Here is a 24470-nt window from a genome sequence, read left to right as displayed (position 1 = left end):
TCCGAGAACGGGCAGCAGCCCGGACGATCAGTTGTGGCTGGACAGCCGGCGGAAGTCGCCGGCCCGAGCCGCGGCGAAGCCGGCCAGAGCGACGGTGAGCAGGGCCCACCCGGGCAGGCTGCCCTGGTGCAGGAAGACCGGCAGGTCGGTGGTGATCACCGCGGGCGTCACCACGAAGGCGGCCCAGGCGGTGCCGAGCACGAGAGCGGCGCGTCGCACGCCGATGAAGGCACCCAGGGCGATGGTCCCGGCCGTGAAGGCCAGGCTGGGCAGCAGCGTCAGAGCGAGGGAGATTCCGGTACGCGTACTCGCCAGCGCGAGCGCCGGTACGACCACGACCAGCACCGCGGCCGCACGCCGGAGCAGCATCGTCAGCCCCGCCGCCGGCATGCCGGCGATGAGCTCCCAGGCCGGATCGTGGCGCTTGCTCCAGGCGATCGCCACTCCGGGCAGGGGCGCCAGCGGGGCGAGCAGCGCCACCACCGAGGGCAGAAAGGACTGGAGCGTGTCCAGCAGGACCGCGCAGCCCAGCGCCCCCACCGTCATGATGAGCCAGGGGACGAGGTGCCAGGCCATCCAGCGGTTGCCCGCCATCAGCCAGCGCCGCCGCCGCACCGGGGCCGGTCCGGCGGAGATGCCCTCGTCGAGGCCCGCGGCGACCCGGGCGAGCAGGGCGTGGCTGTCGTCGGTGGTCCGGTCGGCCACCCGGGAACGGCACTCCGCGCAGTCCTCGAGATGCACCTCGACCGACCACGCCGTGACCTCGTCGAGCTCCGCCGCCCAGTCGGCATAGCGGGCGATGACCGCAGGAGTCGGATGCGGGCTCATGACAGCGCCTCCCGAAGTGCGATCCGGGCCCGCCGGGCCCGGGATTTCACGGTGCTCTCGGGCACCCCCAGCAGCAGCGAGGTCTCCCGCACCGACAACCCGTCGAGCACCATTGCCCGGAGCACCTGCCGCGCCTCCGCCGGGAGCACGAGCAGGGCCTGTTCCAGTTCCTGACCCACGTGCACGGCCATGACCTCGTCCTCGGCGGCCGGCGCGACGGTGTCGACGACGGTCACCGTCGGCACCTGACTCTGCCGGGCCCGGCGGCGGAACGCGTCCACGAGCCGATGGGCGGCGATGGTCCAGAGCCAGCCGACGGCCTTGCCCGAGGTGGCGGAACCGGCGAAGGTCCCCGCGGCCCGCCAGACGGCCAGGTACGTCTCCTGCATCACGTCGGAGACCACGTCGTCATCGGCACACCGGCGGCGCAACCGAGCGAGCAGCCACGGCGACGTACGCCGATACAGCTCGTCGAACGCGCGCCGGTCACCGGCGGCGGTGCGGCGCACGAGTTCGTCCTCGTCGGCCGCGTCCAGGCTTCGTTTCACACCCAGCAAGACGAAACCTTGATCGCTTCGGGTTCTTCCCCGCCTGTGACATGAGTCACAAACGGCGGGGAAGGCCTCTTCGGTGGCCCAGGCGCGATTCGAACGCGCGACACCCGCTTTAGGAGAGCGGTGCTCTATCCCCTGAGCTACTAGGCCGTTAGGGGCAGGCTACCAGTGTGCGCCATCAGGCCCGGACCGGCCGCGCACCGTTGCCCGCGCGGGCAGCCCGCCAGGCGAGAAGGGCGCAGAGGATGAGGCCAGTCAGAAGGGCGAGGAGCGCCGCGTCGGCCGGCCAGCCGGGTGCGACGCCGGTCCGGGTGATCGCCGCTCCGGCCGCCAGCGGTGGGAACAGCGGCAGGAGCCAGGTCGGCGTGCCGCTGAAGAGCAGGCCCGCCAGCCCCGACAGCCACCACACCAGCACCATCAGGGCGATCACGCCGCCACGGTCGCGGCGGCCCGCGAGCCACGCCGCCACGCCCAGGCCCACGATCGCCCAGAGCGGGTACGCGAGCAGCTCCACCACCAGCAGTTTCGCCGGCACCGGCGGGGGTGCGAAGGCGGAGGACCGGGCCAGCGGGATAGCCACCGCGACCGTGACCAGCGCCAGCACCGCCGCCAGGGCGGGGGCGCTCCAGCGGCGGCGGCCACCGAGGAAGAGCCCCGACGCGAACGACAGGAACTGTCCGCAGAGGACGCCCGAGGTGTACCGGAAGGCCCACGTCGTCATGCCGGCCTCGCGCAGCTGTTCGGGCGTCTGCGGGTCGTCGTAGATCCAGAAGCTGTAGAAGCCGTCGTTGAGCGGCTTGAAGGCCACGACGAGCGCGATCATCAGGAGGACTAGGAGCGCCCGGGCGGCGGGGATCACCGGTACGCCCGGAGGAACGCGTCCACGCCGTCGGCGATGATCTTCAGGATCGCCTCTTCCCGTACGCGCGCACCGGGGTTGGCATTGAGGGCGTCGAGTGCCAGGCGGATCGTCAGGGCGGTGAAATGCCTCGCCGCCGTGCCCGGGTCCGACGTCGCGATGACGCCCTCCGCCGCGAGCTTCGCGAACCGTTCCTCGAGGAGCAGTTCGGGGCGGTCGCGCACCGGCTCGGGCAGCTGCGGAAGCGCCCACTGGCGGGACGTCAGCCGCTGATAGGTCACGTAGTCCGAGGACGGGAACGTCTCGGTGGCGACCCGTCGCGCGAAGGCGGTCAGCGCGTCGCGGGGCTCCCGGCCCGCCGTCAGCTCCTCGTCCAGGGCCGTACGGATGGTGGCCACCAGGGCGTCGCCGACCCGTTCGAGCACGCGCAGGAACAGCGCCTGCTTGTCGCCGAAGTGGTCGTACACGGTCCGTTTCGAGACCTGCGCCCGGGCCGCGATGGCGTCCACGCTGACCCGTTCGTAGCCGTCGGTGACGAAGAGGGCCTCGGCCGCCGCCAGGATCGCGGCCCGCTTGCCTTCGGAGCGCCGGCGGCGGCCGGGGGTCTGCTCCTCCGCTGCTGTCGCCATGGCCACAGCATACTGGAGGGCAAAGTTAGACTGCACGGTGTAGTGTACTTTTCATGGACACCGGAATTCGAGCACGCGGGCTGACCAAGAGGTACGGCCACCGGGTCGCGGTCGACGACCTGTCCTTCACGGTGCGACCGGGACTCGTCACCGGCTTCCTGGGGCCGAACGGCGCCGGCAAGAGCACCACGATGCGCATGCTGCTCGGCCTGACCAGGCCCACCCGCGGCACGATCACGATCGGCGGCCGGCACATCACCGACCTCGACGACCCGGCGCACACGGTCGGCGCCCTCCTCGACGCGCGCGCCGTCCACCCGCTGCGCACCGCGTCCGACCACCTGCTCGCGTACGCGCAGACGGCAGGCCTCGGCCGCGCCCGGGTCGCCGAGGTCCTCGAACTGGTGGGGCTCGCGGACGCCGCCGGCCGCCGGGCGGACGAATTCTCCCTGGGCATGCACCAGCGACTCGGCATAGCCACGGCGCTGCTCGGCGATCCGGGCGTCCTCGTGCTCGACGAACCCCTCAACGGCCTGGACCCGGAAGGCATCCGCTGGATGCGCACGCTGATGCGGGACCTCGCCGGCGAAGGCCGCACGATCCTCTTCTCCAGCCACCTCATGTCGGAGATGGAGCTGACCGCGGACAACCTCATCGTCGTGGGCCACGGCCGGCTGCTCGCCGAATCGACCCTGGCCGAATTCGTGCGGGCGAACACGACCCAGGCCGTCACCGTACGCACAGAGCAGCCGGACCTGCTCTCCCACGCCCTGCACCGGGCCGGCGTGCCCTTCGAGCGCGCCCCCGACGCCTCGCTGCTGGTCACCGGCACCGAATCCGGCACGGTCGGCAGGATCGCCGCCGCCGAGGGCATCCCGCTCGACGAACTGACCCGCGTACGCGAATCCCTCGAGGACGTGTTCCTGCGTTTCACCCACGACGACACCGACTACGAAGGGCGGGCGGCATGAGGATCCTGCGCTCCGAATGGACCAAACTCCGCAGCGTACGCAGCATCTGGATCACCATCCTGAGCACCGTGGCGGCCGGCACGGCCCTCAGCGCCCTCGGCGTCTCCGACCTCCTCGGCGGCTCCCCCGCCGACCTCCCCGACCCGTGGGACCCGACGGCGACCAGCCTCAAGGGCTTCCTCTTCGCCCAACTCCTCATCGGCATGCTCGGCGCCCTCAGCATCACCCCCGAATACGCCACCGGCATGATCGGCACCAGCCTGTCCCACGTGCCCGCCCGCTCCCGCCTCCTCGCCGCCAAAGCCACCGTCATCACCGCGATAGCCCTGGTGACGAGCCTGGTCACGGCGCTGCTGAGCTTCACGGTGGTCCAGGCCCTCTTCGCGGGCGCGGACCTGCCGTCGGCGGGCCTCACCGACCCGGGCGTCCCGCGAGCCCTGACCTCGGCCACCCTGTACCTCACGCTGATCGCCCTGATCGGAGTCGCCGTCGGCACCCTGACCCGCTCCACCACCGGCAGCCTCGCGGTCCTGGTAGGCGGCCTGCTGCTCGTACCGGCCATCGCCCCGGGCCTGCCGGGCGGGCTCGGCGACTGGTTCGGCGACTACTGGCCCAACACGGCGGGCCAGGCCGCGTACGCCGTCATCCGCACCGAAGGCATGATCGCCCCGGGAACCGGGCTGGCGGTCCTGACCCTCACGGCGCTCTGCATCGCCGCGGCGAGCCACCTGGCTTTCCGCGTACGCGATATCTGAGGTCCTACCGGTAGACCGTCTCCGGACCACGCTGGACGCGGACCAGATTCGCCAGAAAATCGCGGGTCCCGGGATCGACCGCATAGAGCACGGTGCCGCGCATGCCCCGGGTCATCAGCACCTTGTACGTGTTACGGATGAGCCGATCGGCCTCGGCGTCACTGACTGTCCTGCGGCTGCGGAAGTTGGGATCCTTGAACTCGTCGCGGTTGGTGACGAGCCGGCCGTCGCGGGCGACCAGGTCCGGCCCGACGATGACGCCCGACCATTCGTACTCGAAGCCCTGGGCGGTGTAGACGCAGCCGACCTGCCCGAAGCCGTTCGGATCGGTCGCCCAGAAGGGACTGCCCGGCGCGTCGCCCACGCTGCGGTCGCTCCTGACGTTCCACGGCCGCGACCAGCCGCCGACCCGCACGTCATGGACCAGCGAGCCGTCGGGCCGGGGATCGCTCCACGGCCAGCAGTAACCCGCGGTCATCCTGGCCGTCTCGCCGGCCGCCTGCCGGGCGGCGAGAAAGGCCTCCATCTCCTCCGGCGACCCGGCGACCCGCAGGTCGAACCGGCCGTCGCCCTCCCACACCCCGGGCGGTCCGCCGTCGAGGCCGAGGAGGCGCAGAACCCACCGCTCGTAGGCTTCGCTGCCGCCGCACCGGAACTGGTCGTGCAGCGAGACCACGTCGACCTCGAGATTCAACTTCTTCGCGTACGCGGTGATGATGTCGACGTTGCCGAGCTCACCGGGCTTGACCACCTGGTGTTCGTCGAGGAGGAAGACGGGGACCCGGGCGGCGGCGAGGAGTTCCTCGAGCTGGGAACGGGCGCCCTGGCGCTGGGCGGCACGGGTGAACCGGTTGACGGACGTCTCGCGGATCCGGTGCGCCTCGTCGCAGATGAGCACGTCGATGCCGTTGCGGTCGGCGGTCATGAAGCTGTTGAAGTACAGGAACAGGCTCTTCAGCCGGGTCGAGCCCTTGCCCGCGTACCGGCGCAGGGTCTGGGTGAACGACTTCGACCCGGTGGCGTGCAGGGCGGACCGGCCCTGCCGGGCGAGCTCGCCGAGCAAGCTCAACGCGATGACGCTCTTGCCGCTGCCCGGTCCCCCGGAAACCACGACCACGCTCTTGTGGTCGGCGGCGCGAGCGCGTTCCACGGCGTGCAGGACCAGCTCGTACGCCACCCGCTGCTCGTCGAGCAGGGTGAAATGGGAACGCTCCCTCAGCTCGCTCGCGGCGTACGTGAGCAGGTGCCGGCTCGGGCGTACGGTGCTCTTCATGAACCGGTCCGCGGCGGGCGCCCCCGGCCTGCCCGGGTCGAACGAGGCCCGCAGGTAGTCCAGGAAATCGCCGCGGCGTTCCTTGGTGAAGATCCGGCTCTGCTCGGTGACCGGACGTGCGAACAGCTCCGCGATGTCCCGGTCGACCGCGTTGTGCAGGTAGGCGGCTCCCCGCACACCGGTGCGATGCTCGGCGAGCAGTCCCAGAAAATCGATGAGGTACTGGCAGTAGTCGCCCACCTGAATCCCCGGGTGCAGCCGAGGACCGGCGGCGTGTTCCACGTCCACGAGCGTGTCGGAGTCCTCGTACCGGGTGGCGTACGACCACTGCTTGAGCTCGATGACGACGAAGGAATCCTCGCCGGTCCGCGGGTGGACTCCCGCCAGCACCGCGTCGATGCGCCGGCTGGTCAGCGGCAACTGGTACTCGACCAGAACCTCGACGTCCGGAAGACTGGCGTCGGCCAGATCCTGGGCGAGCACGGACAGGCTCCGCGACCAGGATCTGCGTTCGGCCGGACCCACGCCGTGCCCGCTCATCCAGACCTGTTCGGCGACGCGGTCGGCCAGGGTGCCGTCGGTGGCGAGGCGGAGAAGACCGGCCGCGGAAACGCGGAACGCCGACATGGATTGCCCCCGGGCAGCACGAATCGATCGTGCGGATGGGAGGCATATCCGGTTACAGGAAGCCTGTCGGACCGCTTACGGACAACGCAGACTGTAGCGACACGGTGATCGTGTGGCTATGCGCCGGGTGGGTGACCGCCGCCGATCTTCGAGGCCGACCCGCGGGCGGCCTCCACCGTGTAGCGGCGGGCCGAGTCGTCGAGCTTGTCGAGGGCGGCCCGCACCAGGTCGATGCCGAGAACGTCGGCCAGCCGCGCCAGGTAGATGGCGACGTCACCGATCTCGGCGCGCACCCGAGGCCCCAACTCCGGATCGGCCATGACCGCGGCCGACTCCTCGGGCGTGAGCCACTGCAACTCGGCGAGCAGCTCACCCACCTCCCCGGCCAACGCCATAGCCAAATTCTTCGGCGTGTGGAACTGCTCCCAATCCCGCTCCCGCGCGAACTCCCGCACGCGTTCGGTCAACTCCGCGATCGAGGACAACTGTTTCTCCACCTCACGTCGAAGGGGGCGTGCGGGTCACCAGGTCTTCGCCCAGTCGGGTGGCGGCACCACCCGCAGGCCGGGCTCGCCGATGATGGGTTCCAGGGCGTACAGAACGGTCAGCTCGTCGCTGTCCGGGTCGGTCTGCACGCGACCGTAGCTGCCGTCCGACGCGACCAGCAGCCAGTAGTCGGGGGCCGGGCTGCCGTCGTCCAGCAGCGCCCGGGTGCGCGCGACCCGGCAGATCCCCTGGGCGAGTTCGAGCTCCGTCGCGCCGGTCAGCTCACGCAACCCGTCGCCCGCGCTGAACTCGTGGGCGAACTGACCGCCGGCGGGCGTGATCAGGGCCACCGGGTCCGGACCGGGATGATCGTTGAGGGCCTCGGGCGGCCCGGCGTACACGAGGTCGGCGGGCACGTTGTAGACCGCGTGCAGCGCCTGACGTATCGCATCCGCGGACACGGAGCCGTCGAAGTAGATCCCGTACGTCATGCCCCGCCCTTGTAGCTCTTGTGATGCCGGAAGACGTCGAGCGCTGGGCGCCAGTCGGCGTCGCCGACGCTCGGATCGCGCCGCAAGGCCTCCCGCGCCGCGCCGATGTCGCCGTCGGATCCGATCAGCTGCCTCAGAACCTTATATTCGGACCGCGACAGATTCACGAGACCGGGCCCGGACACCGGAAAGACCGTGCCGCTCGCTTCCACCGCGTACGTGCGGCCATTGACCTCGTAGCGGTTCACCTCCGGCCGCCACGTGCCGCGACCGGCGGAGATGTCCGCCAGATCGCCCGCCACGTCCGTGCCGGGCAGCACGACGGTGTTCCTGTCCTTGGCGGGATTCTTCGGCCGGATGCTGTCGAGGTTGTGCCGGCTGTTCGGCGGCCTCAGCGGAATCGTCGCCGCCGGGCCCTGTACCTGCCCCGCGCCCGTGGAAGAGGAACCACCGCCTGCCCGGCCCGACCGGGAAGCCTCGCCGATCTGCTCGTGGGCCGCGGCGACGCTCCGCGCATCACCGCCGTCGGCAGCGGACGGCCGCCGCGCCGGACCGTCGCCGCCCGAGGGGTGGTTCCGAGGTTTGGCCACGCTCGCCCGCCGTCCGCACGTCCACCGCAGTTCTGACGACAATATCGACGGTGGACGGGCAGGCGCTGTCCCGGCGGCGGCTGGAAGAGCTGTCAGGTCCGGGAAAGCTCGCGACCCTCGGAGACGGTGCAGCCGCTCAGGTCGCGCGGCGCCCGGAACTTATGCGCCCGATCGTGGGCCGCCGCGGCCCTCCAGGATCTGGGTGTTGCCGTCGTCGTGGTGGAACTCCCGGAGACCGTGCGGGAGAACATCCGAGCCGCCCAGCGTCGGCAATATCGCTGAATCTCAGGGGCCGCTCAGCTGGTCGAGCGGGGCGGGGCCGTTGTCGATGAGGGCGTACGTCGTCCTCAGTGGGGTTTCCAGGGTCAGTTCGCCCGTCGGGGTGGGCTGGAGGAACGCGCCGCCGTTGCTGATCGCGTACGTCTGGGGCGGGGTTTTCTGGGGGGTGATGGTGAACAGTTGGGCGTCGCGGGCCGGGTCGCAGGGGGCCGTTCTGATGGTGCGGGTGGGGGTGACCTCGGCGCAGGTGCCGTCCGCCGCCCTGATCAGGTGGTGGGGGCCGGCCGGGGTCAGGACGAACAGGCTCAGGGGTGGTTCGCCGTCGGTGGTGGTGAGGCGGCCCCGGGTGTCGACCGTGACGACCGTGGTGGTGGGCGGGGCGGGTTTGATGACCAGTCGGCGGGCGCCGGTCAGGGGGTCGGTCGGGACGGTGAACGCCACCGGGCGGTTGGTGTGCCGGTTGACCGGGGTGCAGGCCTGCTGGGTGAGGGTCAGGCCGGCCGCCAGGATTCCGGTGAGCACGGTGGCGCGGGTGGGGTGCACGGGATTCCTCCGGGTCGATGGGTGGCGACCCGGGCCATGCTGGTGAGCCTCGGCGGGCCACGGTGCGTGTTGCGCGCACCGTGGCACGAATTCTGGAGGTGGTTCCTTAGACGGCCGTGAGGAAGGCGAGGACCCGTTCGGTGAGCAGGGCCGCCGCCTGCGGGTCGTACGACGGCAGGCTGCTGTGGCCGGTGCCCGGGTAGCTGAAGAGCCATGCATTTATTTTACGCCTTGACTTAAGGGGTGCGGGGTGACAAGGCTGCAAACCGTCGAATCCCTTGAGGAGGCTCTGTGAGGCGCTCTCTGACCGCGGCCCTGGCGGCCCTGACCACGGTGGCGGCCGTGGCCGGCCCCGCCGGACCGGCCACCGCCACCCACCGCGGCGAACCCGTCACCGGCACATACGCCGCCGGGTCGCCCAGCTGGAGGTCCCTGCCCACCACGTACGCCGGCAGCGACGCCGGCGCACCCACCGACGCCACGGTCGTCGTGGATCCGAGCCAGGTCCGGCAGCGCTACGCCGGCATCGGCTTCTCCATCGACGAGACCAGCGTCTCCAACCTGTGGAAACTCACCCCGCCAAGCGCGAGGAGGCCATCCGCCTGCTCGTCGACCCGCGCACCGGGGCCGGCCTCGACCGGTTCCGGCTCACCATCGGCAGCCCCGACCTGATCGAGCACCTGCCGTTCTGGTCCTACGACGAGTTGCCCGCCGGGGTGACCGAGGACTTCAAGCTCCGGCATTTCTCCATCCAGCGCGACCTCGACCTGCACATCGTCGACACCGTCAAGCTGATCCAGCGCTACAACCCGCGGGCCACCTTCTTCGCCTCGGCGTGGAGCGCTCCGGCGTGGATGAAGACGAACAACCGGTTCACCGGCGAGGTGGCGCTGCTGCCCGGCAGCACCACGGCGCACTACCAGGTGGGCAAGCTGCGGGACGACTGCATCGACGTGTTCGCCCGGTACTACGTGAAGTATTTGCAGGCGTACGCGCGGCACGGGATCCACGTGGAGGCGCTGACCCTGCTGAACGAGCCGGGCATGGACGTGGTCTATCCGGCCATGGACATCAGCGTCGCCCAGCAGCAGAGGCTCTCCGTCGCGATCAAGCGGGAGCTGGCCGCCGCCCGCCTGCGGACCTCGCTCTACGTGCACGACTTCAACTTCTGGGACTGGCGCGACCCGAACAGCACCGAGACCAAGAACTACCACCGGATCTTCGACGACCCGAAGGCACTGCGGGCCGCGGACGGGATCGCGTTCCACCCGTACTGGGGCGATCCGGCGGTCATGCGGGAGGCGTACGAGCAGTACGGCAAGCCGGTGCACCTGACCGAGACCAGCGACCTCAACCCGGCGACGATCCTGAACTACTTCCGGCTCGACGCGAGCTCGTACGTGATGTGGGCGCAGACCACCGACCAGGACGGCGGCACGCTGCACTGGACGGACAAGCGGGACAACAACGTGGACTGGGAGGAGGTCGGCCGCACCACCAAGTGGCCGAATCGCCTGGTCAAGGTCGACACCACGACCCGCGATTTCACCGTACGCGACGAGCTCTACGCGATCGGCCAGTTCGCTCGCCACCTGACGCCGGAACACGTGCGGGTCGAGTCCAGCGCGAGTTCCGCCGGGATCAGCAACGTCGTCTACCGCGACCACAACGACTACGTCGCCATCCTGGGCAACACCAACACCGCCGATGCGACCGTACGCGTGCAGCTCGCCGGCCGTTCCTTCGTGGTGAAGGTCCCGGCCGGCGCGTACGCGACGTACCGCTGGACGGCCGCGGTGCCGCCGAGGCGCAACCACGCACCGGTCCTGCGGGACGTGCCCGCGGTGACGGCCGACCAGTACGGCACCGCCCAGGTACGGCTGTCCGCCACCGACCGGGACCGTGACCGGCTCGCGTACTACGCGGTCGACCTGCCCGAGGGCGTCTCGGTGGACGCGGCCACCGGCGTGATGACCCTGCGCCCGACCACCGCCGGCAGCCAGGATCTGACCTTCTACGTCACCGACGGCCGGGCCCGCGACCAGGTCACCGTGCACGTGACGGTGACCCCGCGCGGCGCCCCGGCCGGCGTACGCGTCGAGGCCGAGGCGTACGCCGGCCAGCACGGCTGGACCGACGGCGGGGCCAACTTCGTCGAGAACAACCCGTCGGCGAGCGGCGGCCGCAACGTCGGCTGGACCGCGCCCGGCAACTGGCTGACCTACCGGGTCGACCTCGCCGAGCCCGGCACCTACGACCTGGAGCTACGGGTCGCCAACGGCACGGGCGCCGCCGCCCCGGACGCGGTGTCCTTCCGGGACGCGGCCGGCACGGTGCTGGCCACGGTCACGGCGCCCGACACCGGCGGCTGGGGCTCGTACCAGTCGGTGCACGCGACGGTCGAGCTGGCCGCGGGCGACCAGCTCGTCACCGTCTACTGCGAGACCGGCGGCTTCAACCTCGACTATCTCCGCCTCTCGGACCTTTAGACGCAGCTGACGCAGGTGCCGCCCGGTCCGTCCGGCGGCGGGACGGCCGCGACGACGCGGTCGGGCGCGCCGCCGGGGGTCGGCGCGGTGCCCGCGTAGGCCCCCACCACGAGCGCCAGGGCCGCGACGACGGCGAGAACGACGGCGTAGAACTTCGATGACATCAGGACTCCGGATCGTGATCGTGGGACGGATCGGATGTGAGGGATGGCGGCGCCACGACTCGCAGGGAGCCGAGCGCCAACCCGAGCTGGAACCGGTTCTCCACGCCGAGACGGTCCATGAGGTGACGCATGATGCCGGTTACCGAGCGGGCGCTGATCCGCAGCCGCTGGGCAGCCGTGTGGTCGGTGTGGCCCGCGGCGAGCAGGGTGATCAGGCTCCGCTCCCGGTCGGAGAGGACGATCGGCGCGACGCTGGGCTGCGGTGCCGTCGCGGCGTCGGTCCAGTGCCGATCGAAGAGACTTGTCAGTGCCCGAGCGACGGCGCCGCCGGCCTCCACGTAACCGCGTTCGAGGTCCTGCGGATCGGCGGGGAAGAGCGCCAGCCGCCGGTCCACGAGGATCAGTTTCAACGGCACCGCGGGGCTCTCGCGGCGCTGGAACGTGGTGCCGTTGATCAGGTGCCCGCTGATGTCCAGCGGATCCCCGTCGGCCGGCGGCATCGCCAGCAAGCGCATGTGGACACCGCGCTGGTGCATGTCCATGTCCAGCGGTGCGCCGGCGCGGGCGGAGGCCGCGTCGATGACCTGCTCGTTGCTCATCGTCAGGACCTCCCGGATCGGCCCGCCGAGCACCTCGGCGACGCGGACCCGGGTGAGCTCACGGGAGGGCAGGTAGCGCAGGTCGTCGGCGAAGGTGCCGGGCAGGCCCGGCAGGGTGCCGACCGGCAGGGAGGCGGCGACGCCGGCGGTCTTCAGGGCGCGGACGACGCCGTGGTGGGCCTGCGCCCTGGTGGGCGCGTCGACGAGGCGCAGCCGCCGCGAGCGCAGCATCGTGACCACCGCGGCGGGCCGCCGGGCGGTCCAGATGCGGGTAGTGGTGCGGGAGTCGTCCGTGGACACCGCCGCGCCGGACTCCCGCAGCTCGGCGAGCGCCTCGGCGGTGCGGCGGCCGGGCAGCCCCAGCTCGACGGCGAGGGTGCGCTCGGTGCGGGGACCGAACGTCACGAGGGTGCGGAAGACGAGGTCGGCGTCGCTGGTGAGTCCCCAGCGGACCAGGGAGGGTACGGCGGCGCCGAGGGGAACCGGGGTGCTCGTCACTCCATCGATTCTCATCGACAGCGTCAACCATCGCTTCCCACGGACGGACCCGGAACGTTGGCCTTGCGGAGGAAGCCGAGAGCCAGGCCGAGCTGAAAGCGGTTGTCGACGCCCAGCCGGTCCATCAGGCTGCGCAGAATGTTCGTCACGGACCGCGCGCTGATGCCGAGCTGCTCGGCCGCGGAGACGTCGGTGTGCCCCTGTGCCAGCAGGGCCACCAGCTCACGCTCGCGGTCGGACAGGATGATCTTCGGCAAAGCTGCTGCTCCGTTCGGGTGTACCAGTCACGGCCGCATGCAACCACAGCGCTTCGGCGGCGGTCCAGGGCTCCCCGGGCGCGCGGCGCGCGATTGCGCAAAACCGCACCCGCCCAACTTCCGGATCCCGCAAATTTGCGGTCGGGCAACAGTGGTCCGTTGACCAACCCGCGGCCTGCTCCGCACTCTGGCTTGGCACGGGGACGGGACGATCGGTCCGCCTCCGCGCCCGGTGGGTCCGGGCCCCGCACCTCGCCGCCACGGGTACGGGCAGGACACGTCGCAGGGCCGGCTCCGACGTTCGACGGGGGACGTCGGAACCGGTCCGCCCGGTTTGCCGATTCCCGCCCATGATCATGCTCCGCCGGGGCGTAATGGTGGGGATGAAGACGTTCGTCGTAATTCTCGCCGCCCTGATCATGCCTGTCTGTCCGGGGATTCCGGTTCAGGCCTCGCCCCGGGCACCGGCCTCACCGGCCGCGTCCACGCCGCCCTACCACGTCGTGCGGCCGGGCGAGACGATCAAGAAGATCGCCGCCGTGTACGGGGTCAGACCGGCCCAGCTGCGCGCCTGGAACGGCATCGTGAAGCCCAACCAGCCCAGCGTGGACGGCGTGCTGCACGTGGGCAGGCCGCCGGCACCGCTCACCGGCTGGCGATCCCGGGTGGAGCCGGTCACCCCGGCGGCGGTCAACTGGGATCCGCGCAAGAAGTGCCCGGTGCTGCCCGCCGACCTGCGCAAGGTGTGGGTCACGTACATCGACTTCTACGGCGTCGCCCGCACCGGCAGCATCGTGGTGCACGAGACGATCGCCCGCCGGGTGCAGCGCGCGTTCCTCACGCTCTACCGGATGCGCTTCCGGATCATGGGGATGAGCCCGATGTCGATCAACGCGCCGTGGATCACCGACATGGCCACCGTCACCTCCGGCTACAGCTGCCGGGCCGTGGCCGGGAGCAAAACGCTGTCACAGCACGCGTACGGGCTCGCCATCGACGTGAACCCGGTGCAGAACCCGATGATCCGCGGCTCGTACATCGACCCCCGGTCGGGCGCGGGCTTCCTCGCCCGGACCCCGTACCGCCGGGGCATGATGCACGCGACCGGCGCCGTACGCGCATTCACCGCCAACGGCCTCGCCTGGGGCGGACGCTGGCGCACGCTGAAGGACTACATGCACTTCAGCACTACGAACAGGTGAGCACCGCGACGAGGAAGTCCGAGTCCTCGGTGAATGGGCGCAGGTCCCAGGTGCCCAGCTGGAGGGCGGGGGCCAGGCCGGCGGAGGCGGCGTCGGTGCGGAAGTCGGCGAAGTCGTAGCCGCGGCCGGCGCCGAAGCCGATCACCAGCCGGCCGCCGTCGGCGAGGTGGGCGCGCAGCCGGCGGAGGATCGTGACGCGGGTGGAGGGCGCCACGAAGGTCATCACGTTGCCGGCCGAGACGATCACGTCGAAGCGCTCCGGGAGGTCGAGCTCGGCCAGGTCGCCGACCAGCCAGCGCGGGCCCGGGTGGTCCTCGTGGGCGGCGGCGATCAGCTGCGGGTCCAGGTCGACGCCCGTGACGTCGTGGCCGGCGGCGGCGAGGTGGGCGCCGACGCGGCCGGTGCCGCAGCCCGCGTCCAGGATGCGGGCGCCGCGCGGGACCATGGCGTCGATCAGCCGCGCCTCGCCGGCGAGGTCGTCGCCCTTCGCAGCCATCGCCCGGAAGCGCTCGATGTACCACTTCGAGTGGCCGGGGTTCTCGGCGATCTTCTGCAGCCAGAGGTTCTCCACGCCTCGAACCCTGCCAGACGCGCACAGGTCCGGCCCCGATAGGGACCGGACCTGTGACTCAGGTCGTCACCAGTTGCGGTAGTTGTCCTGCGACTGGGCGTTGAACTCATCCGTGTGCGCCCGGCGGGCCGCATTGGTCCGGATGTCCTTCAGCTCCAGGACGTCGACGCCCTTGGCGATGTCGTTGGAGTAGATGAAGCCGTTGTACCAGTACGCCGACCACGAACCGCCGCTCACGAACTGGGTGGCCGAGATCGGGCCGCGCTCCCAGTACGCGAGCTCCTTCGGGTTGGACGAGTCGGTGAAGTCCCAGACCGAGATGCCGCCCTGGTACCACGCCTGCACCATGATGTCGCGGCCCGGCACCGGGATCAGCGAGCCGTTGTGCGCCACGCAGTTCTCGGTGTCGGTGTTGGTGCGCGGGATCTTGAAGTAGCTGCGGAACTCCAGCTTGCGGTTGTTGCCGCGGCCGACGATGTCGTAGATGGCGTCGGCGCCGCGCTCCGGGCCGATCTCCGGGTTGCAGGTCGCCGCGCCGCCGCCGCCGAGCTCGTCGGTGAAGACGACCTTGGTGGCGTTGTTGTTGAACGTCGCCGAGTGCCAGAAGGCGAAGTTCTCGGTGTCGCGGACGGTGGTGATCACCTTCGGCGCCGAGCGTACGGAGATGTCGAACAGCACGCCGTCACCCATGCAGGCGCCCGCGGCGATGTCCTTCTCCGGGTACGCGGTGATGTCGTGGCAGCCCGTCGTCGCCGACTGACCCTGGGAGCCGCCGGGGTAGCCGCCGTCCGGGAACAGCACCGGGGTGGCGACGACCGACGCGGCCTGCGGGTCCGCCCGGGGCACCCGCACGATCGAGATCTTGTCGTGCGGCAGGGCGCAGTTCGGCTGGTCCGTCGCGGCCAGGTTGTACGACGACACGTACAGGTAGACGGAGTTGTCGCCCGCCTTGCCCGGCACGAGCGTCTGGGTGTGCGAGCCGCACGTGGTCTTGACCGACTTCAGGTACCTCGGCGTCACCGGGTCGCTGATGTCGAAGACCTTGATGCCCTCCCAGCGGTCGCCGGGGGTGGCGTTCGAGGAGGCGGAGTTGTCGCAGGAGTCGTTGGTGCGCTGCGAGTCCGTGCCCAGGAAGAGCAGGTTGCCGTAGACCGAGATGTCGTTCTGCGAACCGGGGCAGAGCACCTGGGTGGCGACCACCGGCGCCTTCGGGTTCGTGATGTCGTACACCGCGAAGCCGTTGTAGTTGCCGCCGAACGCGTAGTTGCCCTGGAACGCCCAGTCCGAGTTGGTGGAGGTGGCGAACGGGCCGGTCTTCGGGAGGTACGCGACCTGGTTGAGGTTGGGCGTGCTGGCGACCTCGTCGACGCCGGGCGGCGTGCCCGGATCGGCCGGGGCGGCCTGCGCGGCACCGCTCGACGGCGCCGCGAGCAGCCCGGCGACGACCGTCGCGGCGCCCAGGCACGCCAGGCGCTTGAGCCGCCGCCCTCGTGGGGCTGAGTGCTTCATGGAGCTCCTTCCGGCTGACGCACCGGGATCAGGATGGTGTACGGCCGATGCGCATTCACGTCCATCGTTACGATAGTGCTCAGAGGTGAACCGGGGAACCACGTTCTCCAGGCCGGGAGGAATCGATGGGTCGGCAGAGGACATTGACGCTGGTCATCGCGGGTGCGGTGGTGCTGGGCGCGGGTGGCGCCGCGGTCGCCGCGCGCTCGGGCGGCGACCGGTCGGCCGCGGCGCCCCGGCCCTCGGCCGGTTCGGTGGCGCCCGAGCGGGTGGTCCTGCCGGGCAAGCCGGGCGACCCCGCGGTGGTCACGGACTCCGACAAGGTCAGGCCGCCGGACGCGCCGACGTACAACGCGATCGACACGACGTTCGTCCAGATGATGATCGTCCACCACGGTCAGGCGATCGAGATGGCGAAGCTGGCACCGGAGCGGGCCGGCGACGCCCGGCTGCGGGCCCTCGCCGCCCGCATCGGCGCGGCCCAGGCCCCCGAGATGCGGTGGATGCAGGGCTGGCTGCGCGATCGCCGGCTGCCGGCCGGCGCCGGGCACGATCACGGCACCATGCCCGGCATGCAGTCCGACGCCGACATGGCGGCCCTGGCCGGGCTCGACGGCGCCGCGTTCGACCGGAAGTTCGTCGCGATGATGACAGCCCATCACCGGGGCGCGATCCGGATGGCCGGCGATGTGCTCGGCGGCGGCAGCGACCAGCAGCTCCGTGAGCTGGCCAATGAGATGGCGGTCGAACAAGGCAGCGAGATCCGGCGGATGGCCCAGCTCGCGATCCGGTGAGCCCGCGCGCCGTTGCGTCGATCACGGTCCGCCCGCCGGAGGTGCGCCGACCAGGCATTCTTCGATAGGTTGTCCGGTGTGGATGTGAGGGGTGTGCTGCGGCGGACGCGCTTGTCGCTCGTCGCGTCCCTCTTCCTCGCCCTCCTCGGCGGGGCCGGCGTCGCCGCGGCCGGCGAGCCGACCCCCGCGCCCGTCACCGCCGTCAGCACCGTCAGCTCCGTCACTGCCGTCAGCTCCGTCGTCGCGGCCCCCGCGGTCGCGCCGGCCGCTGAGGTCCTCGCCGCCGGCCCCGGCTCACCGTCCTACTCCCTCGCGCCGCTGACCGCCGGTCCGGCCGTTTCCGTCCCGCCCGCCGCGGTGCCGCCCGCCGTCGGTGCACCGGCCCGCAACACCCGTCTGAACAGCCAGTTCAGCGGCGCCGCGGCCGGGCCGCGAGCGCCTCCCGCCTCCGCCTGATCGACCGGCAGTCCCCCGGTCCGCGTCCGCGAATCGGGGTAGATCGATTAATGGCGCTCGTTGGTGGAAAAGGAACAGGACATGGAATTCGCGTTCGATCTCCTCGTCGGCAACAGCGGCCGGGTGGCCGTCATCTGGCTCGGACTCATCGTGCTGGCCGTCGTCGCGCTCGGCGGCCTCGCCCTGCCGAACGGCGTACGCCGCCCGCGGCAGATCAGCGCCTGGCTCGCCGACTCGGCCGCGCAGAAGCGCGCCGACATGCTGGGCCGGGCCGCGGAGGCGCAGGAGACCGTCCGGTACGCGGAGGAGATCGCCGTGGCCGCCCGGGGCGCCGCCGCCACCGCGGAGCGCCGCCGGGAGGAGTGCCAGCAGGCGCAGGCCGCCGTGGAGCAGGCCTGGCAGGCGTGGCAGGACGCGGACGCCGCCCTGGAACGCGCCCGGCGCGCCGCCGCGTACGCGACCCCCGGGAGCGAGTCCCCGGCCGACGAGCGGGACGACCGGGCTCAGGCGCTGCGCCGGGCCGCGCAGGCCGCCCACCGCCGCGGCGACCTCTCCGACGATCAGCTGCTGGACGCGCTGACCCACCGCAACGGCTGGGACCCGGAGCTGCACCCGGTGGAGCAGGAGCTCGTGCTGGCCCGGGCCGCGGTCAGCCACCGCTTCGCGGCGTACCAGAAGGCGCTGGACGCCGAGGACGCCGCCTGGAAGGCCGCCGACGTGGCGACCGCCGCCATCCGGACGCTGCGCACCGAGGTCACCGCCGCCCAGGCGCTCGCGGACGCGGCCCGGCAGGCGCTGCCGGAAGCGGCGCGGGAGATCCTCGACCGGGCCATCCGGGACAAGGTCGTGCTGAGTGCGGTCCCGATCGCGACGGTGGCCGCAGAGGCGGGCGACGCCGCCGGGCTCGCCGGGCTCGGCATCGGCGACGACGGCTCGGCGGTCACCCAGCCGGTCCCGGCGGGCGCGATCGAGACGGCCACCACGCAGCCGGTGCTCGGCGTCGCCCGCGAGGCGGACGCGACCCAGGTGGTGCGGACCCAGGCGGACGCGACCCAGGTCGTGCGGGCCCAGGCGGACGCGACCCAGGTGGTGAAGACGCGGGTGCCCGCCCAGCGGGTGCCGGGCCAGGACGAGGTCACGCAGGTCGTGCCGGCCGGGGCGATGGCCGCCGAGGCCGACGCCACCCAGGTCGTGCCGCTGCCGGCCGCCGTCGAGACCACCCAGCCGGTGGTGACGCAGGAGGTGCGGACGGGCCGGTCCGGGCGGCGCGAGCTGCCGTCCTGGGCCCAGCCGACCGCCGGGCGGCCCCGGATCGCCGGGGCACGCTGAGCACCATGCGGATCGCCCTGGTCACCTCGCGCGGCTTCCCCGACCCGCTCTGGCGGGACGCCGACAGCCCGCTGGTGGCCCGGGAGCTGCGGGACCGCGGCGCCACCCCGGAGATCGTCAACTGGGACGGCGGCGAGCGGGTGGAGTGGGCCGGCTACGACGCCGTGGTGCTCCAGTCGCCGTGGAGCATGTGGGACGACCTCTCCGCCTTCGACGAGTGGCTGTGGGCCCGCGAGCTCGACGGCACCCGGCTGCTGAACCCGCTCGACGCGATCGCGCTGGGCTCGAACAAGCGCTACCTCTCCCGGCTCGGCGACGCGGGCGTGCCCATCGTGCCGACCACGCTGGTCGAGCGGCCCGACCCGGACGCGCTCCGTGACCTCTTCCGGACGGTGGACGCCGCCCGGCCCACGGTCGTGGCGAAGCCGATCGCGGCCGGCGGCACCCTCGGCGCCCGGGAGTTCACCGTGGAGCAGGTGCCGGCGCTGGCCGCGTACCTGCGTGAGCTCGGCACGGCGATCGTCCAGCCGTACGTGACGGCGATCGACACGCACCGGGAGCTCGGCGTCGTCACCCTGGACGGGGCCATCTCGCACGCCGTGACGAAGGCGGCCATCCTGCGCCCCGGCGACCAGGCCCGGGCGTTCCACCCGGACCCGCAGCCGTATCCCGGGCTCACCGCGCAGCAGGAACGCGTGATCCGCCAGAGCTACCACGAGCTGCGCAACCTGCTCTCCAACGAGCCGCTGTCCGTACGCCTCGACTTCATCATCGACCCGGCGTCGCCGTCCGGCCTGCTCCTGCTCGAGGTGGAGATGGTGGCGCCGGTGAAGTTCTTCCCGCTGTTCCCCGCGCAGTGCGCGCACTACGCGGAGGCGATCATCGCCCGCGCCTCCGCGTGACCGGGGCGGGACCCGTCAGGCGGCGCCGCCGTTGACGTAGACGGTCTGGCCGTTGATCCAGCGGGCCGGGCCGGCCAGGGTGGACACCACCTCGGCGATGTCCTCGGGCCGGCCGAGGCGCTGCATCGGGTTCTGCCCGGCGATCTGCTGGATCTGCTGGTCGCTCTTGCCGTCGAGGAAGAGCGCGGTCGCCGTGGGCCCGGGAGCCACCGCGTTGACGGTGATGTCCCGGCCGCGGAGCTCCTTGGCGAGGATCGGGCTGATCGCCTCCACCGCCGCCTTGCTCGCCGCGTACGCCGAATAGGCCGGCAGGTGCAGGCGGGTGACCGAGGTGGAGAAGTTGATGATCGCGCCGCCGGCCCGGACCCGCCCGGCCGCCTCCCGGGCCACCACGAAGGTGCCGCGGATGTTGGTGCGGTGCATCCGGTCGAGGGCGTCCAGGTCGAGCTCGGCGAGCGGGGACAGGATCATGATCCCGGCCGCGTTGACGACCACGTCGACCCCGCCGTACCGCTGCTCGGCCGTGTCGAAGAGGGCGCCGACCGCGGCCGGCTCGGCGACGTCGGCCCGGACCGCGACGGCCCGGCCGCCCGCCTTCCCGATGGTCTCGACGGCCGCCTCGGCCTCCGCCTGGTTGCCCGCGTAGCCCACCACCACGGCCTGGCCGTCGGCGGCCAGGCGCTCGGCGACGGCCCGGCCGATGCCGCGGGAGCCGCCGGTGACGATCGCGACGCGCTGGTTCTCGGTCATGGTTCATCTCCTCACTGATTGCCAACGTCGCTAACGTTGCCACGGTAGCGGCGCTAACGTCAAGCCGCTAATGGGTGAGTGTTATCGTCGTTACCGTGCAGGGAATGACGGGAACCCGGGAGCGGATCATCGAAGCCGCCGCCACGCTGCTCACCGCGGGCGGCCGGGAGGCGGTGTCGACGCGGGCGGTGTGCACCGCGGCGGGCGTCCAGGCACCGGCCATCTACCGGCTGTTCGGGGACAAGCAGGGGCTGCTCGACGCCGTGGCGAGCCACGGGTTCGAGGCGTACCTGCGCGACAAGAGCAGCATGGCGAAGACCGACGACCCGGTCGACGACCTGCGCCGCGGCTGGGACCTGCACGTCGGGTTCGGGCTGGAGAACCCGGCGTACTACGCGCTCATCTACGGGGAGCCGCAGCCGGGCGCCGAGTCCCCCGCGGCCCGCGCCGCGGCGGACATCCTCGCCGGCCAGGTGCGCCGCATCGCCGAGGCGGGCCGCCTGCGGGTCAGCGAGGAGCGCGCCGCGCACCTGATCCACTCGGCCGGAGCGGGCATCACGTTCGAGCTGATCGGCCTCCCGCCGGAGCGGCGCGACCCGGAGCTCTCCCGGCTGGCCCGTGAGTCGATCATCGCCGCGGTGACCACGGACGCGCCCGCCGGTGCGGACGGCGTCGTCGGTCCGGTCGTCGCCCTCCGGGCCGCCCTCCCCCGCCTCGACGCGCTCTCCGCTGGGGAGAAAGCCCTGCTCAGGGAGTGGCTGGACCGGCTCAGCGGGTAGCCAGGGTCACCCAGGACCCGGACTCGGCCGACGCGGCCATCGCGTCCAGGGCCTCCGCGCTGCGGACCGCGTCGTCGAGGGTCGCGCCGTACGGCCTGCCCTCCGCGATCGACCGCAGGAAGTGCGCCGCCTCGATCACCTTCAGATCGTCGTAGCTCATCGCGATGCCGGCACCGGGTTGGAAGGCGGCGTACTCGCCGTGGCCGGGTCCGACGTGGACCGTACGCGTGGGCTGGTCCTGATAATCCCCGCCGGAGCTGACCGCGAGCTCGCCCATCCGCCGGAAGTCCCAGGCGACCGCACCGCGCGTGCCGTGCACCTCGAAGCCGTAGTTGTTCTGGTCGCCGACCGCCACCCGGCTGGCCTCCAGCACGACCCGCGCCCCGGACGTCAGCCGGAGCTGGGCGGACACGTAATCCTCGTTCTCCACGGCTCCGCGCTCCCCGCCGGCGGCCCGCATGTGCCCGGCGGTCGCCCCGCTGGGCCGGGGCCGCTCCGGCACGAACACCGCCGTGTCCGCCACCAGCGCGCCGATCTCGCCGAGCAGGTGGCGTACCAGGTCGACGCCGTGGGCGGCCAGGTCGCCGAGCACCCCGCTGCCGCCACGCGCCCGCTCGAAACGCCAGCTCAGCGCGCCGTCCGGGTGGGCCGCGTAATCGCTGAACAGGCGGAAGCGGGCGTGCGTGACCGCGCCGAGCTCGCCGGCGGCGATGAGGTCGCGGGCGGCGGCCACGGCCGGGGCGTTGCGGTAGTTGAAGCCCACGGTGCCCCGCACGCCCGCCGCCCGGACCGCGTCGGCAACCGCCCGCGCGTCCGCCGACGTGAGGCCGACCGGCTTCTCGATCCAGATGTGCTTGCCGGCGCGCGCGAACGCGACGCCCATCTCGCGGTGCAGGAAGTTCGGCGCGCCGATGCTGACCGCCTCGACGGCCGGGTCGGCGAGCAGGTCGCGCCAGTCCCGGGTGGCGGTCGCGAAGCCGTACCGGTCGGCGGCCTCCTCCGCGCGCCCGGGGACCTCGTCGGCGACGGCGCGCAGCCGCGGGCGTACGGGAAGATCCGGGAAGTGGTGCGACACCCGCAGGTAGGACTGGGTGTGGACGCGACCCATCCAGCCGAATCCGGCGACGGCGATGCCCAGCGAGGTCCTCATGCGCGCAGCGTAGAAGCGCCGGGGCGGGCGGCCAAGGCCGCCCGCCCCGTCAGCGGGACCCCGTCACCAGGTGGCCGGTGGCGGCGGCGGGACGACCGGCGGCCGGTCGTCGCAGGTGATCGTGTTGGGCACGTACGGCCCCAGCCAGCCCCCGTCGTTGCCACCCCGGTCGTCCAGGCTGAACTCCGATCCGGCCGGCGTGAAGTGGAACGAGCCGCAGTTGTTGACCCCGACCGCGCCCACGTGCCGGGCGTCGACGTTCTCGAAGGACGCCGATCCCTCGGCGCGGGCGCTGACGACGGAGGTGCCCGTACCGTCGACCCGGACGTCCTTGAAGGCCACCCCGCGGATCTGGTACAGGTCCTTCACGCCCCACTCGCTGACCAGCATGATCGCGTTGTACGTGCTGTCCAGGTAGTGGTCCCCGGTCACCCGGATGTCCGCGTCGATGCTCCGGTCGAGGGCGTAGAACCAGATCGCCCCGAGCCCGATGTTCCAGTTCAGCTCGTACGTGCCGGCCCGTACGACGGTGTTGTCCCTGATCGTGAGCCGGCCGGCGAACGGCTCGGCGCCGAACCGCGAGCCGGCGTGGATGCCGCTGCCCTCGCGGATCGGGTCCGCGATCAGGTTGCCCGACACGGTGTTGCCGGTGCCGCCGTAGATGGCGATGCCGTTCGCCAGCGTCGGCGTCTGCACGGTGTTGTGGTCGAACGTGTTGCCGGCGTCGGCCGTCTTCTCCGACCACATGGCGAGGCCGTCGTCGCCGGTGTTGCGGACGAAGTTGTGGCTCACCACCGAATCCGTGACGCCGGTGTGGAAGTTCAGCGCGTCGGCGATCTGGTCGACGATGACGTTGCCGGTCACCCGCAGGTTGCGCATCGGGCCGTCGAACCACATGCCGACCTTGGTGTGCCGGAGGTGCAGCCCCTCGATCGAGGAGTCGCTGAGCGCCCCGCCGACCCCGTTGACCTGGTCGGTGTCGATGCGCTCGCGGACGTCGCCCTCGATCGCGAAGTCGCGCAGGTGCACGTTGCGGCTGCCGCCGTCGGCGGCGTCCCTGCCGTAGAAGCCGACGCCGGTGTGCACGGACCCGTCGGGCGCGGGCCGGTCCAGGGTGACCTGCCGGCCCTTGAAGATCGTGTACCAGCTGCCGGCGCCCTCGATGGTGACGTCGTCGACGACGATGTGCCGGTCCACCCGGTACGTGCCCGGTGGCACGTAGACCCTGAGCTTCGCCTTGCGGGCGAACGCGATCGCCCGGTCGACGGCGCCCGCGGAGTCGCGCCGGCCGGTCGGGTCGGCGCCGAAGGCGAGCACGTTCGCGGCGACGAGGCGCACCTTCGGCGGAGCGACCAACTCGGAGTCGAGCAGGTCGATGACCGTCCAGGCGGCGCCGGCGGAGGCGGTCAGGCGCACCTTGTCGCCGGCCCGGTAGGTGCGGCCGAGCAGCAGCCGCTGCTCGTCGTAGAAGTGCATCGGCCGGAACGGCTTGCCGATCACCGGCGCCGGGGTGGTGGCCGCCGGCACGCAGGCGCATTCGGTGATCCACCAGTCCGGGTGCAGCAGGTCAGCGCCCGGGTCGTTGGTGAACGGGTACTGGTTGTAGAGGTACGCGTACTGCGACGTGAGCGTCATCGTCCTGCGAGCCTTGCCGCCCACCGTCACGCCGAGCGGTGCGGTGATGCCCCCGCCGCCCGGGGCGTCCGGCAGGGCGTAGCGGACGGTGATCGCGTTCGCGGCCCTGGGCAGCGTGAACTCGACGTACTGGCCGGGGGTGAGGCGCACCGCCCGGCGGCCGGACGCCTCCGCGGGCAGGGTGTAGGCGGCCCGGTCGGGGCCGATCACGGAGCCGGTGGTGCGGGCGTTCTCCGCCTCCTGCTCCAGGAAGCCGACCGTCGCGCCGCGACCGGAGACGAGAGCGGGATCAAGACCGGCCCGGGTCACGGGTACGGACCCGGCCGCGCCGGCCGCCCCACCGGGAACGACGGCGAGTCCGAGCCCGACGAGGGACGCGGTCGCCACGACGGCCCAGCGCGGTGGAACGCCGGCCCGCCTCGGATGAGGTGACATCGGGGACTCATTTCTGTGAGGAGCGTGAGGTGACCTTAGGTCGCCTGTGACAAACCCCACAAGAGC

27 protein-coding genes and 1 tRNA gene are annotated in these 24470 nt (G+C 71.9%); 10 read left to right on the top strand and 18 right to left on the bottom strand.

The genetic code is table 11. The features are described 5' to 3' along the window. Positions 1-27 precede the first annotated feature (27 nt). From CLV70_RS29615 to CLV70_RS29595, 5 genes are all read right to left on the bottom strand, one after another. Complete coding sequence (locus tag CLV70_RS29615; protein WP_106129908.1) at positions 28-828, bottom strand: anti-sigma factor family protein; 801 nt, start codon at positions 826-828, stop codon at positions 28-30. Next, on the bottom strand, positions 825-1376 hold the full coding sequence (locus CLV70_RS29610; protein WP_106129907.1) for an RNA polymerase sigma factor: 552 nt from the start codon (positions 1374-1376) through the stop codon (positions 825-827). The genes CLV70_RS29615 and CLV70_RS29610 overlap by 4 nt, the downstream gene beginning before the upstream one ends. A gap of 83 nt (positions 1377-1459) precedes the next feature. Beyond that, positions 1460-1532 (bottom strand) — tRNA-Arg (locus CLV70_RS29605). Positions 1533-1560: 28 nt separating this feature from the next. Beyond that, the gene (locus CLV70_RS29600; RefSeq protein WP_146164202.1) at positions 1561-2205 is read right to left on the bottom strand and encodes a hypothetical protein; all 645 of its coding nucleotides are present in this window, start codon (positions 2203-2205) and stop codon (positions 1561-1563) included. Between the two features lie 32 nt (positions 2206-2237). Beyond that, positions 2238-2870 carry a TetR/AcrR family transcriptional regulator gene (locus CLV70_RS29595; RefSeq protein WP_106129905.1) on the bottom strand — a complete coding sequence of 211 codons (633 nt, stop codon included), beginning with the start codon at positions 2868-2870 and terminating at the stop codon, positions 2238-2240. A 53-nt stretch (positions 2871-2923) separates the two neighbouring features. On the opposite strand from CLV70_RS29595, the gene CLV70_RS29590 reads away from it, so the two are divergent. Both CLV70_RS29590 and CLV70_RS29585 read left to right on the top strand, forming a co-directional pair. Then, positions 2924-3841, top strand: a complete 918-nt coding sequence (locus tag CLV70_RS29590; RefSeq protein WP_106129904.1) for an ABC transporter ATP-binding protein — start codon at positions 2924-2926, stop codon at positions 3839-3841. Continuing rightward, positions 3838-4596 carry an ABC transporter permease gene (locus CLV70_RS29585; protein ID WP_106129903.1) on the top strand — a complete coding sequence of 253 codons (759 nt, stop codon included), beginning with the start codon at positions 3838-3840 and terminating at the stop codon, positions 4594-4596. The genes CLV70_RS29590 and CLV70_RS29585 overlap by 4 nt, the downstream gene beginning before the upstream one ends. A gap of 4 nt (positions 4597-4600) precedes the next feature. Here the strand turns inward: CLV70_RS29585 and CLV70_RS29580 are convergent, their stop codons facing one another. From CLV70_RS29580 to CLV70_RS29560, 5 genes are all read right to left on the bottom strand, one after another. Further along, complete coding sequence (locus CLV70_RS29580) at positions 4601-6496, bottom strand: DUF2075 domain-containing protein (RefSeq protein ID WP_106129902.1); 1896 nt, start codon at positions 6494-6496, stop codon at positions 4601-4603. 116 nt (positions 6497-6612) lie between these two features. Continuing rightward, positions 6613-6981, bottom strand: a complete 369-nt coding sequence (locus CLV70_RS29575) for a nucleotide pyrophosphohydrolase (RefSeq protein ID WP_425440242.1) — start codon at positions 6979-6981, stop codon at positions 6613-6615. Positions 6982-7017: 36 nt separating this feature from the next. After that, positions 7018-7473, bottom strand: coding sequence for a hypothetical protein (locus tag CLV70_RS29570; RefSeq protein WP_245908539.1), 456 nt, complete (start codon positions 7471-7473; stop codon positions 7018-7020). Then, complete coding sequence (locus CLV70_RS29565; protein ID WP_106129901.1) at positions 7470-8063, bottom strand: hypothetical protein; 594 nt, start codon at positions 8061-8063, stop codon at positions 7470-7472. Before CLV70_RS29565 ends, CLV70_RS29570 begins: the two co-directional genes overlap by 4 nt. Before the next feature lie 285 nt (positions 8064-8348). Beyond that, the gene (locus tag CLV70_RS29560; RefSeq protein WP_106129900.1) at positions 8349-8885 is read right to left on the bottom strand and encodes a hypothetical protein; all 537 of its coding nucleotides are present in this window, start codon (positions 8883-8885) and stop codon (positions 8349-8351) included. Between the two features lie 291 nt (positions 8886-9176). Here CLV70_RS29560 and CLV70_RS41320 point away from each other — a divergent pair, with 291 nt between their 5' ends. Both CLV70_RS41320 and CLV70_RS29550 read left to right on the top strand, forming a co-directional pair. Beyond that, the gene (locus tag CLV70_RS41320) at positions 9177-9557 is read left to right on the top strand and encodes a hypothetical protein (protein WP_245908538.1); all 381 of its coding nucleotides are present in this window, start codon (positions 9177-9179) and stop codon (positions 9555-9557) included. After that, positions 9449-11374, top strand: coding sequence for a carbohydrate-binding protein (locus CLV70_RS29550; protein WP_245908537.1), 1926 nt, complete (start codon positions 9449-9451; stop codon positions 11372-11374). The genes CLV70_RS41320 and CLV70_RS29550 overlap by 109 nt, the downstream gene beginning before the upstream one ends. Here CLV70_RS29550 and CLV70_RS39870 read toward each other — a convergent pair. Genes CLV70_RS39870 through CLV70_RS29540 form a run of 3 tightly spaced genes read right to left on the bottom strand, consistent with a single transcriptional unit; the run spans position 11371 to position 12892 of the window. Beyond that, positions 11371-11538, bottom strand: coding sequence for a hypothetical protein (locus CLV70_RS39870; protein WP_158277850.1), 168 nt, complete (start codon positions 11536-11538; stop codon positions 11371-11373). The genes CLV70_RS29550 and CLV70_RS39870 overlap by 4 nt on opposite strands. Further along, positions 11538-12635: a helix-turn-helix transcriptional regulator gene (locus tag CLV70_RS29545; RefSeq protein WP_245908536.1), complete on the bottom strand. Its 1098-nt coding sequence runs from the start codon at positions 12633-12635 to the stop codon at positions 11538-11540. Before CLV70_RS29545 ends, CLV70_RS39870 begins: the two co-directional genes overlap by 1 nt. A gap of 23 nt (positions 12636-12658) precedes the next feature. Beyond that, positions 12659-12892: a helix-turn-helix domain-containing protein gene (locus CLV70_RS29540; RefSeq protein ID WP_106129899.1), complete on the bottom strand. Its 234-nt coding sequence runs from the start codon at positions 12890-12892 to the stop codon at positions 12659-12661. A gap of 383 nt (positions 12893-13275) precedes the next feature. On the opposite strand from CLV70_RS29540, the gene CLV70_RS29535 reads away from it, so the two are divergent. After that, on the top strand, positions 13276-14094 hold the full coding sequence (locus tag CLV70_RS29535) for a M15 family metallopeptidase (RefSeq protein ID WP_245908535.1): 819 nt from the start codon (positions 13276-13278) through the stop codon (positions 14092-14094). Here the strand turns inward: CLV70_RS29535 and CLV70_RS29530 are convergent. Both CLV70_RS29530 and CLV70_RS29525 read right to left on the bottom strand, forming a co-directional pair. Next, on the bottom strand, positions 14081-14590 hold the full coding sequence (locus CLV70_RS29530; RefSeq protein WP_106129989.1) for a class I SAM-dependent methyltransferase: 510 nt from the start codon (positions 14588-14590) through the stop codon (positions 14081-14083). The genes CLV70_RS29535 and CLV70_RS29530 overlap by 14 nt on opposite strands. A 141-nt stretch (positions 14591-14731) precedes the next feature. Then, entirely contained in the window at positions 14732-16174 is a 1443-nt protein-coding gene (locus CLV70_RS29525; RefSeq protein WP_106129898.1) for an LVIVD repeat-containing protein, read from the bottom strand. A 125-nt stretch (positions 16175-16299) separates the two neighbouring features. Here CLV70_RS29525 and CLV70_RS29520 point away from each other — a divergent pair, with 125 nt between their 5' ends. From CLV70_RS29520 to CLV70_RS29505, 4 genes are all read left to right on the top strand, one after another. Continuing rightward, positions 16300-16968, top strand: a complete 669-nt coding sequence (locus tag CLV70_RS29520; protein ID WP_106129897.1) for a DUF305 domain-containing protein — start codon at positions 16300-16302, stop codon at positions 16966-16968. A 78-nt stretch (positions 16969-17046) separates the two neighbouring features. Further along, positions 17047-17424: a hypothetical protein gene (locus tag CLV70_RS29515; protein WP_146164201.1), complete on the top strand. Its 378-nt coding sequence runs from the start codon at positions 17047-17049 to the stop codon at positions 17422-17424. A gap of 81 nt (positions 17425-17505) precedes the next feature. Continuing rightward, entirely contained in the window at positions 17506-18753 is a 1248-nt protein-coding gene (locus tag CLV70_RS29510; RefSeq protein WP_106129895.1) for a hypothetical protein, read from the top strand. 5 nt (positions 18754-18758) lie between these two features. Next, complete coding sequence (locus CLV70_RS29505; protein WP_106129894.1) at positions 18759-19655, top strand: ATP-grasp domain-containing protein; 897 nt, start codon at positions 18759-18761, stop codon at positions 19653-19655. A gap of 15 nt (positions 19656-19670) precedes the next feature. Here CLV70_RS29505 and CLV70_RS29500 read toward each other — a convergent pair whose 3' ends face one another. Beyond that, on the bottom strand, positions 19671-20405 hold the full coding sequence (locus tag CLV70_RS29500) for an SDR family oxidoreductase (protein WP_106129893.1): 735 nt from the start codon (positions 20403-20405) through the stop codon (positions 19671-19673). Between the two features lie 104 nt (positions 20406-20509). Here CLV70_RS29500 and CLV70_RS29495 point away from each other — a divergent pair, with 104 nt between their 5' ends. Further along, positions 20510-21184 carry a TetR/AcrR family transcriptional regulator gene (locus tag CLV70_RS29495; RefSeq protein WP_106129892.1) on the top strand — a complete coding sequence of 225 codons (675 nt, stop codon included), beginning with the start codon at positions 20510-20512 and terminating at the stop codon, positions 21182-21184. On the opposite strand, the gene CLV70_RS29490 is transcribed toward CLV70_RS29495, so the two are convergent. After that, positions 21174-22334 (bottom strand): Gfo/Idh/MocA family protein, encoded by a 1161-nt coding sequence (locus CLV70_RS29490; protein WP_106129891.1) that lies wholly within the window; start codon positions 22332-22334, stop codon positions 21174-21176. The genes CLV70_RS29495 and CLV70_RS29490 overlap by 11 nt on opposite strands. Positions 22335-22397: 63 nt before the next feature. Then, positions 22398-24404, bottom strand: coding sequence for a glycosyl hydrolase family 28-related protein (locus tag CLV70_RS29485; RefSeq protein WP_106129890.1), 2007 nt, complete (start codon positions 24402-24404; stop codon positions 22398-22400). Positions 24405-24470 lie beyond the last annotated feature (66 nt).

Origin of the sequence: Pseudosporangium ferrugineum, assembly GCF_003002065.1 — a bacterium.
Taxonomy (GTDB): domain Bacteria; phylum Actinomycetota; class Actinomycetes; order Mycobacteriales; family Micromonosporaceae; genus Actinoplanes; species Actinoplanes ferrugineus_A.
This window is presented reverse-complemented; position numbering and strand designations above follow the sequence as displayed.

What these genes read in the sequence shown, in the direction of transcription:
- CLV70_RS29615 (WP_106129908.1), bottom strand. Translation starts at nt 828, where the DNA reads ATGAGCCCGCATCCGACTCCTGCGGTCATCGCCCGCTATGCCGACTGG.
- CLV70_RS39870 (WP_158277850.1), bottom strand. Translation starts at nt 11,538, where the DNA reads ATGTCATCGAAGTTCTACGCCGTCGTTCTCGCCGTCGTCGCGGCCCTG.
- CLV70_RS29510 (WP_106129895.1), top strand. Translation starts at nt 17,506, where the DNA reads ATGGAATTCGCGTTCGATCTCCTCGTCGGCAACAGCGGCCGGGTGGCC.
- CLV70_RS29570 (WP_245908539.1), bottom strand. Translation starts at nt 7,473, where the DNA reads ATGACGTACGGGATCTACTTCGACGGCTCCGTGTCCGCGGATGCGATA.
- CLV70_RS29530 (WP_106129989.1), bottom strand. Translation starts at nt 14,590, where the DNA reads ATGGCTGCGAAGGGCGACGACCTCGCCGGCGAGGCGCGGCTGATCGAC.
- CLV70_RS29595 (WP_106129905.1), bottom strand. Translation starts at nt 2,870, where the DNA reads ATGGCGACAGCAGCGGAGGAGCAGACCCCCGGCCGCCGCCGGCGCTCC.
- CLV70_RS29495 (WP_106129892.1), top strand. Translation starts at nt 20,510, where the DNA reads ATGACGGGAACCCGGGAGCGGATCATCGAAGCCGCCGCCACGCTGCTC.
- CLV70_RS29580 (WP_106129902.1), bottom strand. Translation starts at nt 6,496, where the DNA reads ATGTCGGCGTTCCGCGTTTCCGCGGCCGGTCTTCTCCGCCTCGCCACC.
- CLV70_RS29585 (WP_106129903.1), top strand. Translation starts at nt 3,838, where the DNA reads ATGAGGATCCTGCGCTCCGAATGGACCAAACTCCGCAGCGTACGCAGC.
- CLV70_RS29600 (WP_146164202.1), bottom strand. Translation starts at nt 2,205, where the DNA reads ATGATCGCGCTCGTCGTGGCCTTCAAGCCGCTCAACGACGGCTTCTAC.
- CLV70_RS29505 (WP_106129894.1), top strand. Translation starts at nt 18,759, where the DNA reads ATGCGGATCGCCCTGGTCACCTCGCGCGGCTTCCCCGACCCGCTCTGG.
- CLV70_RS29490 (WP_106129891.1), bottom strand. Translation starts at nt 22,334, where the DNA reads ATGAGGACCTCGCTGGGCATCGCCGTCGCCGGATTCGGCTGGATGGGT.
- CLV70_RS29535 (WP_245908535.1), top strand. Translation starts at nt 13,276, where the DNA reads ATGAAGACGTTCGTCGTAATTCTCGCCGCCCTGATCATGCCTGTCTGT.
- CLV70_RS29500 (WP_106129893.1), bottom strand. Translation starts at nt 20,405, where the DNA reads ATGACCGAGAACCAGCGCGTCGCGATCGTCACCGGCGGCTCCCGCGGC.
- CLV70_RS29590 (WP_106129904.1), top strand. Translation starts at nt 2,924, where the DNA reads ATGGACACCGGAATTCGAGCACGCGGGCTGACCAAGAGGTACGGCCAC.
- CLV70_RS29520 (WP_106129897.1), top strand. Translation starts at nt 16,300, where the DNA reads ATGGGTCGGCAGAGGACATTGACGCTGGTCATCGCGGGTGCGGTGGTG.
- CLV70_RS29525 (WP_106129898.1), bottom strand. Translation starts at nt 16,174, where the DNA reads ATGAAGCACTCAGCCCCACGAGGGCGGCGGCTCAAGCGCCTGGCGTGC.
- CLV70_RS29485 (WP_106129890.1), bottom strand. Translation starts at nt 24,404, where the DNA reads ATGTCACCTCATCCGAGGCGGGCCGGCGTTCCACCGCGCTGGGCCGTC.